Origin of the sequence: Pseudomonas sp. YQ_5 (genome assembly GCF_043103305.1) — a bacterium.
Taxonomy (GTDB): Bacteria; Pseudomonadota; Gammaproteobacteria; order Pseudomonadales; family Pseudomonadaceae; genus Aquipseudomonas; species Aquipseudomonas putida_Y.
In genome coordinates, this window is sequence record NZ_JBICJS010000058.1 from 35,640 (window position 1) to 48,105 (window position 12,466).

At 60.3% G+C, this 12,466-nt stretch carries 12 protein-coding genes; 7 read left to right on the forward strand and 5 right to left on the reverse strand.

All coding sequences use genetic code 11. The features are described from left to right. Positions 1-11: 11 nt before the first annotated feature. The 4 genes from ACF8EA_RS14065 to ACF8EA_RS14080 all read left to right on the forward strand — a co-directional run bounded on the left by ACF8EA_RS14065 (position 12) and on the right by ACF8EA_RS14080 (position 3,697). Complete coding sequence (locus ACF8EA_RS14065) at positions 12-1,316, forward strand: homoserine dehydrogenase (RefSeq protein WP_003252157.1); 1,305 nt, start codon at positions 12-14, stop codon at positions 1,314-1,316. Between the two features lie 60 nt (positions 1,317-1,376). After that, positions 1,377-2,786 (forward strand): threonine synthase, encoded by a 1,410-nt coding sequence (gene thrC, locus ACF8EA_RS14070; protein WP_003252159.1) that lies wholly within the window; start codon positions 1,377-1,379, stop codon positions 2,784-2,786. Positions 2,787-2,916: 130 nt separating this feature from the next. Then, positions 2,917-3,336 (forward strand): response regulator, encoded by a 420-nt coding sequence (locus tag ACF8EA_RS14075; RefSeq protein ID WP_021785707.1) that lies wholly within the window; start codon positions 2,917-2,919, stop codon positions 3,334-3,336. A 79-nt stretch (positions 3,337-3,415) separates the two neighbouring features. Next, complete coding sequence (locus tag ACF8EA_RS14080; protein WP_021785706.1) at positions 3,416-3,697, forward strand: DUF3509 domain-containing protein; 282 nt, start codon at positions 3,416-3,418, stop codon at positions 3,695-3,697. Positions 3,698-3,885: 188 nt separating this feature from the next. Here the strand turns inward: ACF8EA_RS14080 and ACF8EA_RS14085 are convergent, their stop codons facing one another. Both ACF8EA_RS14085 and ACF8EA_RS14090 read right to left on the reverse strand, forming a co-directional pair. After that, positions 3,886-4,761, reverse strand: a complete 876-nt coding sequence (locus ACF8EA_RS14085; RefSeq protein ID WP_392522368.1) for a TIGR02285 family protein — start codon at positions 4,759-4,761, stop codon at positions 3,886-3,888. Positions 4,762-4,780: 19 nt separating this feature from the next. Then, positions 4,781-5,980, reverse strand: a complete 1,200-nt coding sequence (locus ACF8EA_RS14090; protein ID WP_010952569.1) for a CaiB/BaiF CoA-transferase family protein — start codon at positions 5,978-5,980, stop codon at positions 4,781-4,783. 130 nt (positions 5,981-6,110) lie between these two features. Between ACF8EA_RS14090 and ACF8EA_RS14095 the strand changes: the two genes are divergently transcribed. Beyond that, a complete protein-coding gene (locus ACF8EA_RS14095) occupies positions 6,111-6,653 on the forward strand; it encodes a YaeQ family protein (protein WP_003252169.1) in 543 nt (180 codons plus the stop codon). 8 nt (positions 6,654-6,661) lie between these two features. Next, complete coding sequence (gene recJ, locus ACF8EA_RS14100) at positions 6,662-8,371, forward strand: single-stranded-DNA-specific exonuclease RecJ (protein WP_392522369.1); 1,710 nt, start codon at positions 6,662-6,664, stop codon at positions 8,369-8,371. A gap of 92 nt (positions 8,372-8,463) precedes the next feature. Here the strand turns inward: recJ and ACF8EA_RS14105 are convergent, their stop codons facing one another. From ACF8EA_RS14105 to ACF8EA_RS14115, 3 genes are all read right to left on the reverse strand, one after another. Next, positions 8,464-8,889: a hypothetical protein gene (locus ACF8EA_RS14105; protein ID WP_392522370.1), complete on the reverse strand. Its 426-nt coding sequence runs from the start codon at positions 8,887-8,889 to the stop codon at positions 8,464-8,466. 774 nt (positions 8,890-9,663) lie between these two features. Continuing rightward, entirely contained in the window at positions 9,664-9,966 is a 303-nt protein-coding gene (locus ACF8EA_RS14110; RefSeq protein WP_392522372.1) for a hypothetical protein, read from the reverse strand. Beyond that, the gene (locus tag ACF8EA_RS14115; protein ID WP_172402836.1) at positions 9,963-10,556 is read right to left on the reverse strand and encodes a 2OG-Fe(II) oxygenase; all 594 of its coding nucleotides are present in this window, start codon (positions 10,554-10,556) and stop codon (positions 9,963-9,965) included. The genes ACF8EA_RS14110 and ACF8EA_RS14115 overlap by 4 nt, the downstream gene beginning before the upstream one ends. Before the next feature lie 759 nt (positions 10,557-11,315). Between ACF8EA_RS14115 and ACF8EA_RS14120 the strand changes: the two genes are divergently transcribed. Further along, positions 11,316-12,422: an NADH:flavin oxidoreductase/NADH oxidase gene (locus ACF8EA_RS14120; protein ID WP_021785131.1), complete on the forward strand. Its 1,107-nt coding sequence runs from the start codon at positions 11,316-11,318 to the stop codon at positions 12,420-12,422. Positions 12,423-12,466: the final 44 nt, after the last annotated feature.

Sequence of the window (12,466 nt, forward strand, 5' to 3'; positions counted from 1 at the left end):
GGGAGTTCACAGTGAAACCGGTCAAAGTAGGCATCTGTGGGTTGGGGACCGTCGGTGGCGGAACCTTCAATGTACTTCAGCGCAACGCCGAGGAGATTGCCCGCCGTGCCGGGCGCGGTATTGAAGTGGCACAGATCGCCATGCGCTCGCAGAACCCGAACTGCCAGATTACCGGTACCCCCATTACCGCTGACGTGTTCGAAGTTGCAAGCAACCCGGAGATCGACATTGTCATCGAGCTGATCGGTGGCTATACCATCGCCCGCGACCTGGTGCTGAAGGCCATCGAAAACGGCAAGCACGTGGTCACCGCCAACAAGGCGCTGATTGCCGTGCACGGCAACGAAATTTTCGCCAAAGCCCGCGAGAAGGGTGTGATTGTCGCGTTCGAGGCGGCCGTAGCCGGTGGCATCCCGGTGATCAAGGCCATCCGCGAAGGCCTGTCGGCCAACCGCATCAACTGGCTGGCTGGCATCATCAACGGCACCGGCAACTTCATCCTCACCGAAATGCGTGAGAAGGGCCGTGCCTTCCCGGACGTGCTGGCCGAAGCCCAGGCGCTGGGCTACGCCGAAGCCGATCCGACCTTTGACGTAGAAGGCATTGACGCTGCGCACAAGCTGACGATCCTGGCGTCCATCGCGTTCGGTATCCCGCTGCAGTTCGACAAGGCCTACACCGAAGGCATCACCCAGCTGACAACGGCAGACGTGAACTATGCCGAGGCGTTGGGCTACCGCATCAAGCACCTGGGTGTGGCTCGTCGCACCGCGGAAGGTATCGAGCTGCGCGTGCACCCGACGCTGATCCCGGCCGACCGCCTGATCGCCAACGTCAACGGCGTGATGAACGCTGTCATGGTCAACGGTGATGCTGCCGGCTCCACCCTGTACTACGGTGCCGGCGCGGGTATGGAGCCTACCGCTTCGTCAGTGGTCGGCGACCTGGTCGACGTAGTCCGTGCCATGACTTCCGACCCGGAAAACCGCGTGCCGCACCTGGCCTTCCAGCCAGACTCGCTGTCGGCCCACCCGATCCTGCCGATCGAAGCCTGCGAAAGCGCCTACTACCTGCGCATCCAGGCCAAGGATCACCCGGGCGTACTGGCCCAGGTCGCCAGCATCCTCTCGGAGCGTGGTATCAACATCGAGTCGATCATGCAGAAGGAAGCCGAGGAGCAGGACGGCCTGGTACCAATGATCCTGGTGACCCATGGCGTGGTCGAGCAGCGTATCAACGACGCCATCGTCGCCCTGGAAGCCCTGCAGGACGTGGTCGGCAAGGTTGTGCGCATTCGCGTCGAGCAGCTCAACTAACAAATATTTGCCGACGGGCCGCCCGCGCGGCCCCGGCCCCAGCATCGAAGGTTTGCACCCATGCGCTATATCAGTACCCGCGGCCAGGCACCGGCCCTGAATTTCGAAGACGTGCTGCTGGCTGGCCTGGCCAGCGACGGCGGGCTTTACGTACCGGAAAACCTGCCACGCTTCACCCAGGAAGAAATCGCCTCCTGGGCCGGCTTGCCCTATCACGAGCTGGCCTTCCGCGTGATGCGCCCGTTCGTCGAAGGCAGCATCGCCGACGCCGACTTCAAGAAGATCCTCGAAGAAACCTACGGCGAGTTCGCCCACGCTGCGGTCGCCCCGTTGCGTCAGTTGAACAGCAACGAGTGGGTGCTGGAGCTGTTCCACGGCCCGACCCTGGCGTTCAAGGACTTTGCCCTGCAGTTGCTCGGTCGCCTGCTTGACCATGTGCTGGCCAAGCGCAACGAGCGCGTGGTCATCATCGGTGCCACCAGCGGTGATACCGGTTCCGCCGCGATCGAAGGCTGCCGCCGTTGCGACAACGTCGACATCTTCATCCTGCACCCGCACCAGCGAGTGTCGGAAGTGCAGCGCCGCCAGATGACTACCATCTTTGGCGACAACATCCACAACATCGCCATCGAAGGCAACTTCGACGACTGCCAGGAAATGGTCAAGGCCAGTTTCGCCGACCAGTCGTTCCTCAAGGGCACCCGCCTGGTCGCCGTCAACTCGATCAACTGGGCGCGGATCATGGCCCAGATCGTCTACTACTTCCATGCAGCCCTGCAGCTGGGTGGCCCGGCGCGCTCGGTGGCGTTCTCGGTACCAACCGGCAACTTCGGCGACATCTTCGCCGGCTACCTGGCGCGCAACATGGGCCTGCCGGTCAGCCAATTGATCGTCGCCACCAACCGCAACGACATCCTGCACCGCTTCATGAGCGGCAACCAGTACGTCAAGGAAACCCTGCACGCCACCCTGTCGCCGTCGATGGACATCATGGTCTCGTCCAACTTCGAGCGCCTGCTGTTCGACCTGCATGGCCGCAACGGTGGTGCGATTGCCGAGCTGATGGCCAACTTCAAGCAAGGTGGCGGCTTCAGCGTCGAACAAGACCGCTGGACCGAAGCCCGCAAACTGTTCGACTCGCTGGCTGTCAGCGACGAGCAAACCTGCGAGACCATCGCAGAAGTGTTCGCCGCCACCGGTGAAGTGCTCGACCCGCATACTGCCATTGGCGTCAAGGCTGCCCGCGAGTGCCGCCGCAGCCTGGACACGCCAATGGTGGTGCTGGGTACTGCGCACCCGGTCAAGTTCCCGGACGCGGTGGAGAAGGCCGGTGTGGGCAAGGCGCTGGAACTACCCGCGCACCTCAGCGACCTGTTCAGCCGTGAAGAGCGTTGCACGGTACTGGCCAATGACCTGAAGGCTGTACAGGGCTTTGTCAGCCAGCACGGCAACCGCGGCAAGCCGCTGTAATAGCATTGCTTTTGGGGCTGCAGAGCGGCCCCAAAGTCTCAGCCTTTTCCCTCGGGCCTATCAGAAACATCCTATTCGGTCCGCCGAGTGCCAAGCATAAATTAGCCGGTCCTCCCACCAGGAGCGGCTCATGCACCAGCCCTATGTGTTAATCCACCAGGCTCGCCCGTCCCACCAGATCCTCTTGCACCAGGCCCTCAACGGCCAAGGTGTGTTCAACGTGCGCATCAGCGAAAGCGTCGCTGACCTTGACGCCTGCCTCTGCGCTGAACGTCGTCCTGACTTGCTGATCCTCGACCACGCCATGCCAGCCCGGGCCGGCCTTGCTTTGCTCGCCCAGCAGCGGCGAGTGCGCGCATTGCTGTTCGTCGGCAAGCCTGCCCCAAAGCGTCAAAACCTTGCCCAAGAGGCCAGAAAACGCGGCATGTGGGTGCTCGACGAGTTGCCCTGGCCGCTGTCAATGCCACGCCTGCAGCATGCCTTGCAAACACTGCAGGTGCGCCCAGGGAGGCGTATTCAAACTGTCATGCCAGCCCCGCATGCTCACTGAAGCGGGCGTGGTTTGACGAACTTTTTGCGGCGCCTGCTGGTCAGTCACTTTAGGTCCCACCACGCAGCGAGTGATCCGGATGGAAAGAATCTGCAGCCTGCTCAACGAAGCCCTGACGCCCTATCAGACCCACCTCGGCATCGCCGATCCCGGCGGTAATCGCCAACTGACCGTTCACGACCGCCTCTCGGGTATTACCTTGCAGCGCACGGTCAGCGAGCGCCAATTGCAGGAGCAACGCCTGTTGATCGACCTCGTGGACGGCTTGCACCGAGACCTGCAAATAGCCGAGGGCCGGTTGCAGCCTTGTGTGATCGCGGCATTGCAGCATCGCCAGCAACCGCAGGGAACCTTTGCCTGAGTGGCTTATCAGACAGTGTAGGGGCAGCTAGCCAGTGCTTTGCTCCGGCGCTGGCAAGGCTGTCACGGGAAGTCCTCAAGGGCTTTCGCTTGGCCCCGGGCGTCTTCCCCAACGCCCGGGGTTTCTTTTTCCGGGCAGGCACCTATTCCCAAGGCTGCTCCTGCAACGACGGTGCATGCCGGGTGGGCTTATCTGTCCTCAAAGAAAAGACGGCTGTCCTTCAGGTAGTCTTCCCGCAATGCAAGGTCCAGCCAGCGGGCATACAACCCTGGCAATACATCCCGGCGCAGGGCAGGCAACAACTGGTCGATGTGTGCAACTGCCGCACGCCCCCGTTCGTTATCTGAACATCCCACATGCAGAAACTGGTAGCGATTCACGCCCTGCACAGTATGAAACTGGTAGTCAGCCAGTGACCCGCCTTGTTGTTCGATCAGGTAGCGCACCTCTGGCCAGTAGCCGAGCACCAGGCGCAGACGCCCCAGTTGCTGCATTTGCAGCAGGTTGGCGGTGGCCTCGTTGCCGTAGTGCCGGCTGAGCGTGCTGTCGGGCAACTGGCTCAGGATGGTGTCAATCTGGGTGCCATAGCTGCGCTCGGCGACAATCCCCAGCTTCAGCGAGGCCTTGCTCAGCAGGCCATTCAGGTCCACCTGCTGGCCGTCGAGGTAGGGTGCCACCAGCGCCTGGTTTTCCTTGCGCAACACCAGGCCACCGCTGAGCGCGCCCAGCGATGGAACGGAAAAATGCACATACTCGGCCCGTTTCGGGGTCCACAGCACGGTTGGGTCGCAGGTGAAGGTGTCACGGTCTTGCAGCATCTGCAGGCCGCGGGCGCGGTTGACCCGCACGATGCTGTGCTCGTACTCGGGCATCTGCCTGATCAGCAGCGGTAACAACTGGTCGATCACCCCCCGGCCTTCTTCCGGGCCATCAAAAATGGTGAACGGTGGCAGGTCACGCACCAGCCAGAAGAGGTGCTCCTTGGCGCTCGCTGGCTGCAACAGCAACGCGGGCAAAAGCCCGCAGAGCAGGACCAGAAGGCGTAGGCAGCGGATTGCGTACATGGAGACAGAAGCCCCAGGTTCAGACCGTGCCCGCTGCACGCAGGCTGGCGATGGCCGCTGCGTCGTAGCCCAGGCTGCCGAGCAGCGCCTCGGTATGCTCGCCCAAGGCCGGGCCGACCCATTCGCTAGAGCCGGGAGTCTCCGACAGCTTGGGCACGATACCGGGCATGTGGAATGGCTTGCCATCCGGCAGCTTGGCCTGCAGGAACATCTCGCGCGCCAGGTACTGGGGGTCGTTGAACATGTCTTCGGCCGAATAGATACGGCTGGCCGGCACTTCGGCGGTGGTCAGCACCTGCATCAGTTGCTCCAGTGGCAGGCTGTTGGCCCAGCGGTCGATTACCCCGTACAACTCGTCACGACGCAGGTCGCGGCCGTCGTTGCTGGCCAAGGTGGGGTCATTGGCCAGGTCGTCGCGACCGATGGCCTGCATGAAGCGCTTGAAGATCGCATCACCGTTGGCGCCGATCTGTACATGCTTGCCGTCGGCGCTTGTGTGGATGGAGGAAGGTGTGATGCCAGGCATGATGTTGCCGGTGCGTTCGCGGATAAAACCGAACACATCGAACTCCGGGACCATGCTCTCCATCATGGCAAAGATCGCCTCGTACAGGGCCACGTCCACCACCTGGCCCTGGCCGCCATTGACTTCCCGGTGGCGCAGCGCCATTAGCGCGCCGATCACCCCCCACAGGGCAGCAATCGAGTCACCGATGGAAATCCCCGTGCGCACCGGGGGGCGGTCATCGAAACCGGTGATGTAGCGCAGGCCGCCCATCGACTCGCCTACGGCACCGAAGCCTGGCTGGTCTTTCATCGGCCCGGTCTGGCCAAAGCCCGACAGGCGCACCATCACCAGGCGCGGGTTCAGCGCATGCAGTACATCCCACCCCAGGCCGAGTTTCTCCAGCACCCCCGGGCGGAAGTTTTCGATCAGGATGTCGGCCTCGGCCAGCAGGCGCTTGAGGATGTCGCGGCCCTCGGGGTGCTTGAGGTTGAGGGTGAGTGACTGTTTGTTGCGGGCCTGCACGAACCACCACAGCGAGGTGCCCTCGTACAGCTTGCGCCACTTGCGCAGCGGGTCGCCGCCGTCGGGCGATTCGACCTTGACCACTTCAGCGCCGAATTCGGCACAGATGCGCGAGGCGAACGGCCCGGCGATCAGGGTACCGAGTTCGACAACTTTAAGGCCGGCGAGGGGTTTGCTGGGCGTCGACATGGGGTATCCGTGGCAGTTGGGCAGAGCCGTGGTTTTATCACACGTCGGTTTCGCCGGGTACTGCTGCGGGGCATGGAAGGTGCGGATGGGGTAGACTGTGCCACTTTCTTTTGCACGAAGCCCGTCGACCATGGCCCAGCCGTCCACCACCTACAAGTTCGAATTGAATCTCACCGACCTTGATCGCAACGTCTACGAAAGCGTCAAACAGACTATCGCTCGGCACCCTTCGGAAACCGAAGAGCGTATGGCCGTTCGTTTGTTGGCGTACGCGCTCTGGTACAACGAGAACTTGTCGTTTGGCCGCGGCCTGTCGGATGTCGATGAACCGGCGCTGTGGGAAAAGAGCCTGGACGATCGCGTGCTGCACTGGATTGAAGTTGGCCAGCCCGATGCCGATCGCCTGACCTGGTGCTCGCGCCGTACCGAACGCACCAGCTTGCTGGCTTACGGCAGCCTGCGAGTGTGGGAGGGTAAAGTGGTGAGCGCGGTAAAGAACCTGAAAAACCTGAGCATTGCCGCAGTGCCGCAAGAGGTGCTGGAAACCCTGGCGACCGACATGCCGCGTAGCATCAAGTGGGACGTGATGATCAGTGAAGGTACGGTATTCGTGACTGACGACCGTGGCCAGCATGAAGTCCAACTGCAGTGGCTGCTCGGCGAGCGTGGTTGAAGCAACCCATGCGTATCGAACCTCGCCCGCTGCCGCCGACCCTGCCATTTCTGGGTAACCTGCCACCCTTGCTGACCCGCCTTTACGCCGCGCGCGGCGTGCAGAGCGAGGCCGAGCTGGACAAAAGCCTGGCACGCCTGCTGCCGTACCAGCAGCTCAAGGGCATCGAGGCCGGTGTGGACCTGCTGGTCGAAGCCATCGACCAGCGCCAGCGCATCCTCATCGTCGGCGACTTCGATGCCGACGGTGCCACTGCCAGCACCGTCGGGGTGCTGGGCCTGCGCCTGCTGGGTGCGGCCCATGTCGATTACCTGGTGCCCAACCGCTTCGAGTACGGCTACGGCCTGACCCCGGAAATCGTCGAGGTGGCGCTGCAGCGCCAGCCGCAGTTGCTGATTACCGTGGACAACGGCATTTCCAGTGTCGACGGGGTGGCGGCGGCCAAGGCCGCCGGGCTCAAGGTGCTGGTCACCGACCACCACCTGCCGGGCGAGCAGTTGCCCGACGCCGATGCCATCATCAACCCCAACCAGCCGGGCTGCAGCTTTCCAAGCAAGTCACTGGCCGGAGTAGGGGTGATCTTCTATGTGTTGATGGCCCTGCGCGCTCGCTTGCGCAGCCTTGGGCGCTACGAGGCGCAGCCACAGCCGAACATTGGCGAGCTGCTCGATCTGGTGGCGCTGGGCAGTGTTGCTGACGTGGTGCCGCTGGATGCCAACAACCGCATTCTGGTGCACCAAGGCCTCGAGCGCATCCGCGCCGGCCGCGCCCGGCCCGGCCTCAAGGCCATCCTTGAGGTGGCGCGGCGCGATCACCGGCGCATCACTTCGACTGACCTTGGTTTCATCCTCGGCCCACGGTTGAATGCCGCCGGGCGCCTGGACGACATGAGCCTGGGCATCGAATGCCTGCTGTGCGAGGACGCGGCGCTGGCCCAGGACATGGCCCAGCAGTTGGATGACCTGAACCAGGACCGCAAGTCCATCGAGCAGGGCATGCAGCGCGAAGCCCTGGCCCAACTCAAGGACCTGCCGGTCGAGTCGATGCCGTATGGGTTGTGCCTGTTCGATGCCGACTGGCACCAGGGCGTGATCGGTATTCTGGCTTCGCGCTTGAAGGAGCGTTACCACCGGCCGACCATCGCCTTCGCCGATGCTGGTGATGGCATGCTCAAAGGCTCGGCGCGTTCGGTGCCGGGCTTCCATATTCGCGATGCGCTGGATGCCGTGGCGGCGCGCCATCCGCAGTTGATCAGCAAGTTCGGCGGCCACGCCATGGCGGCAGGGTTATCGTTGCCCGAGGCCAATTTCCCGGCATTTGCCGAGGCGTTCGATGAAGAGGTGCGGCGTCAACTGCGCGAAGAAGACCTGACCGGCCGGCTGTTATCCGACGGTAGCCTGGCGGTCGAGGAATTCCACCTCGACCTGGCCAAGGCCCTGCGCCACGCCGGGCCTTGGGGCCAGCACTTCCCGGAGCCGCTGTTCCATGGCATGTTCCAGTTGGTGGAGCAGCGTGTGGTTGGCGAACGGCACCTGAAAGTGGTGCTCAAGAGCGAATGTGGCTCGGTGCGGCTGGATGGCATTGCCTTCGGCATTGACCGCGAAGTGTGGCCAAACCCGACGGTGCGCTGGGTGGAGTTGGCGTACAAGCTGGATGTGAACGAGTTTCGCGGTAATGAGAGTGTGCAGTTGATGATTGCGCATATGGAGCCGCGCTGAGTTTAGCGTCAGGTGCCTGCCTTGGATCTTGCGCTGGGGCACAAATCGAGCGCCGCCCGCGCGGCGCTCGATCTCCCAGGTGCTGCTCAGGTTCAGTTGCACTCCTTTCTGGAGCGGTAGTAGATCGCCGCTGCCGCAATCAAGATGCTGATGCCGCTAAATGAGAAAATGATAACTGCTAGTGTGGTCTCCCGGTTTCTTACATTGGTGACATGTGCCGCCATTGCAGAATCATAAAGAAACATTCCATTAGGAGCGATTAAGCGCTGAGCCGTTACAGCGCTTTTAGAGGTTGCTATGTCAACAAAGAGTGGCGTATTTAGGTCCAGGCTCGCTGCATCATAGTATACTTTGTCTGCATAAAGATGAGCGTTGTGGTGCTTTCCATTTGAAGTTTTAAACTTGATGCTGAACGTATAAAGAGATTTGTCGCTATCCCAGGTTTCAGGCTTGGAGGTGAGAAAGGCTGGAACTCGCGACCATAACTCTTCATTGGTGTTTTTGTGTTCGCGCCACATGAATGTGAAGCTGGTGCCTAGGGTGAGATTTATAAGTCCGCCTATTAATAGCGCTTTGGCTTATTTGTGAGGCGGGAGTTCACGTATGAGTTTTAGCGATTGCTGCCAGATATTCATATCGGCTCGTTACGGCGTGGAGGGTTTTACAGGTTGGCTAGAAGTACTGATCCTGCTGCGCGCTGCTACAGCATATGTAGTTATCTTGATTGTCCTGGTTGTCGTCAATAGGTACGGTAATTGATGGTGCTTGGTCGGGTGGCTTTATACCATCTATACTTTCTATGCTTATAGTCAGTGTTGCGTCAGGGGCAGGTATGTCAGGGGTAGATGTCACCGCTACTGAGTTGCTGCTGGAGTTTCCGCTAAGGGGAGGCGGTTGCGTTGAATTGAAAGTCTCGCTCCCTGTTGGGGCGGTGTGAGCCTGGCTGCTATCTGGAAAACTTAGTGGTTCGGTGCCTAGGGATATTTCTGAAGAGTCAGGGTTCCAGTTAACGGTTGTGATCATTCCCTGGTGGGTGGAAAGTATCTGGTCAGGTGAAGCGAGTGTGAAGTCAGGCGCAATCCGTGGCGCGGTAAAACCAGTAAGGTCACCTTGACTCAGCAGGCTGGTAAAGAGTGGAGCCATCTTGTCGTAAGCTGCTTTAGCCAGGTCAGAATTGAAGATGCTATAGAGTGTGGCGGTTACGCCCACGACTGTGGCCCCTCCAGCAATTAAAGGTGCTCCGGCCAGAATGGCGAACGAGGCCACGATGCCTGCGACGTTGCTTGCCAAACTTATGACATCTCCGCTCTTAATTTCCGCGCCTCTTTGAGGTCTGCCGCGACTTTCAGGAAGGTCACGGTGCCAGAAAGGGTATTGGTAACAATGTTAATGAAGGGTACAGCACCTATCGGGAGGTGAGTGACGGAGCCTACTGAGGCTATCGCCGTAGTTGTCTGTGCTGTTTGGATGACTAGTGAAAATCCGGTTTTATCTGTGTTGAATTGGTCGTGGATTGCTGCTGCTCCCCCAGTTTGATTGATGGGTTTTGCCGTTTTATCTATTACTGCTACTATCAGTTCGGCGCGTGTGCTCATTGTTTAATATCCTTATTCATGGTCTTGAAAGCGATAGTGATTCGCAATTTGTCGCAGTCAACGGTGGGCGCTCTGGCTCTGTGCGGTATGTGTCCGTCGAAAATCGCTATGCGTCCCGGCTTTGGTTGTATGGCAGCGATGGTGTCATTCTTCTGCTGATCGAATAGAATCAGTTCGCCGCCCCATGTGGTTTCCCACTGGGCATTGCAGAAGAGGACTGCGGTTTTTCCTGGTTCAATTGATTTGTTATCTCTATGAATAGGACTGTCTTGGCCGAAAGTCTGGCCGTTTGCGTAAACACCCAGCAGCAAACAGTCACGCATGTGAGCAAGCTGCGTGCGCCTCCAAATATCAAGTAGAAAGCCCCAATGGCTGTCGCTGGCCAGTTCATGCTCGCAGCACTCCAGTGAGGTACGTTTGCTACCGGCTATGAAGATGTGCCAGCAAGGACGTGCGAGGGGAATTGTATTAATGGGCCAGCCATATCTCCATATTGCACCCGAAAATGAATTTGTGAGTAAATTTTGCTCGTGTTCAGTAATAAACTTATCTAATACTTTCGGTTTTTCTGTAAAGGGGATATCCGTCATTGACTCAACTCGCGAGCGTGGAGGTCGGGTTTGTGCGAACTGTGTGATTGGCTTCATTGGTCGCCGTGACGTGATGGACAATAGTATTTGAGAGGCAGAACAGCGATAGGAGGAGGGAGATGTTGCTTGAGAAGAATTTCCCAAGAGAACGTAGAACTTTAAGTAATAGGCTGTAGGATTTTTCTAAGATGCCCGGTAGGCCGGGTGGAAAGGGTTGTCGTGGGTGGTACTACCCTAGCGCTTAAAGGCATCGCCAGCTCATATGTGCAGGAAACGTCTGATACATGCGTCGGACCATTCAGAAATCCCGGGGCCGTACTAAGGCCATTAAGTGCCTGCCTTGATTCTTGCAGGAGCGCCGCCCGCGCGGCGCATCGCGGATAAATCCGCTCCTACAGTTTGTTTCGGGCCAGTCACTCCTGTGAGGCCACCGCTGTTCGCCTTGTTTGTTCCCTTCGATATCGAGGTGGGCACCACTGCTTTTCATCGGTCTTCAGCCATGCATCAAGGCGGTCCCTGTTGGCGGCACAGGAGTGATTGGCCCGAAACAGATGTAGGAGCGGATTTATCCGCGATGCGCCGCGCGGGCGGCGCTCGATCTCACAGGCGCTGCAAACCTTTCGGCGAACCCCTCGCCATCCCACAGAACCTTCCCCCCCACCAATCTGGTCTAGTCTCATTAATGACCGGCACCGGGCCAGGGATGTGCACTTGAGTGTCCAGGCCGGATCACCATTGGAGTCCTTGGGAGGTGCCCTCATGAGCCTGCTGCTCGAGCCTTACACCCTGCGTCAGCTGACCTTGCCCAACCGCATCGCCGTGTCACCAATGTGCCAGTATTCCGCCGTCGATGGCTTGGCCAACGACTGGCATCTCGTCCATTTAGGCAGCCGCGCCGTCGGTGGCGCCGGCCTGGTAATCACTGAAGCCGTGGCGGTGACCGCCGATGGCCGGATCACCGCCGAAGACCTGGGCCTGTGGGACGACGCCCAGATAGCGCCGTTGCAGCGCATCACCCGCTTCATCAGTGCCCAGGGCGCCGTGGCTGGCATTCAGCTGGCTCACGCCGGGCGCAAAGCCAGTACCTACCGCCCGTGGCTTGGCAAACCAGGCAGCGTCAAACTGGAGGAGGGCGGCTGGCAGCCGGTGGGGCCATCGAGGATCGCCTTCGATCCGCAGCACACGCCTCCACGCGAGCTGAGCCAGGACGAGATCCAGGATGTAATCGCCGCTTTCGTCGCCTCGACCGAACGCGCCTTGAAGGCTGGATTCAAGGTGGTGGAAATCCATGCTGCCCATGGCTACCTGCTGCACCAGTTCCTGTCACCGCTGAGCAACCAGCGCCGTGACGAATATGGCGGTAGCTTCGAAAACCGTATCCGCCTGACCTTGGAGGTGGTCGACGCCGTGCGCAAGGCCTGGCCTGCCGAATTACCGCTGTTCGTGCGGGTATCGGCTACCGATTGGGTAGAAGATGGCTGGAACCCGGATGAAACCGTTGAACTGGCTCGCCGCCTGCGGAGTTTGGGCGTGGATCTGATCGATGTTTCTTCTGGTGGCACCTCGGTCAACGCCGAGATCCCTACCGGCCCCGGCTACCAGACCCGCTTTGCCGAGCGCGTGCGCAAGGAATCGGAAATGGCCACCGGCACGGTGGGCATGATCACCGAACCGGCCCAGGCCGAGCACATCCTGCGCACCGGCCAGGCCGACATTATCTTCCTGGCCCGCGAACTGCTGCGCGACCCGTACTGGCCACTGCACGCCGACGACGATCTGGGCGGCAACAAGGCCACCTGGCCGGCGCAATACCAACGCGCCACGAGCAGGGCCAACCCGATTCACGAGTCTGATTTGCGGGACTAGGGGCTTCGAGTTGCTGGGGGGGGGGTGAGAGTTTTGTTTGGGGC

What these genes read in the sequence shown, in the direction of transcription:
- thrC (WP_003252159.1), top strand. Translation starts at nt 1,377, where the DNA reads ATGCGCTATATCAGTACCCGCGGCCAGGCACCGGCCCTGAATTTCGAA.
- ACF8EA_RS14075 (WP_021785707.1), top strand. Translation starts at nt 2,917, where the DNA reads ATGCACCAGCCCTATGTGTTAATCCACCAGGCTCGCCCGTCCCACCAG.
- ACF8EA_RS14080 (WP_021785706.1), top strand. Translation starts at nt 3,416, where the DNA reads ATGGAAAGAATCTGCAGCCTGCTCAACGAAGCCCTGACGCCCTATCAG.
- ACF8EA_RS14085 (WP_392522368.1), bottom strand. Translation starts at nt 4,761, where the DNA reads ATGTACGCAATCCGCTGCCTACGCCTTCTGGTCCTGCTCTGCGGGCTT.
- ACF8EA_RS14090 (WP_010952569.1), bottom strand. Translation starts at nt 5,980, where the DNA reads ATGTCGACGCCCAGCAAACCCCTCGCCGGCCTTAAAGTTGTCGAACTC.
- ACF8EA_RS14095 (WP_003252169.1), top strand. Translation starts at nt 6,111, where the DNA reads ATGGCCCAGCCGTCCACCACCTACAAGTTCGAATTGAATCTCACCGAC.
- recJ (WP_392522369.1), top strand. Translation starts at nt 6,662, where the DNA reads ATGCGTATCGAACCTCGCCCGCTGCCGCCGACCCTGCCATTTCTGGGT.
- ACF8EA_RS14105 (WP_392522370.1), bottom strand. Translation starts at nt 8,889, where the DNA reads ATGTGGCGCGAACACAAAAACACCAATGAAGAGTTATGGTCGCGAGTT.
- ACF8EA_RS14110 (WP_392522372.1), bottom strand. Translation starts at nt 9,966, where the DNA reads ATGAGCACACGCGCCGAACTGATAGTAGCAGTAATAGATAAAACGGCA.
- ACF8EA_RS14115 (WP_172402836.1), bottom strand. Translation starts at nt 10,556, where the DNA reads ATGACGGATATCCCCTTTACAGAAAAACCGAAAGTATTAGATAAGTTT.
- ACF8EA_RS14120 (WP_021785131.1), top strand. Translation starts at nt 11,316, where the DNA reads ATGAGCCTGCTGCTCGAGCCTTACACCCTGCGTCAGCTGACCTTGCCC.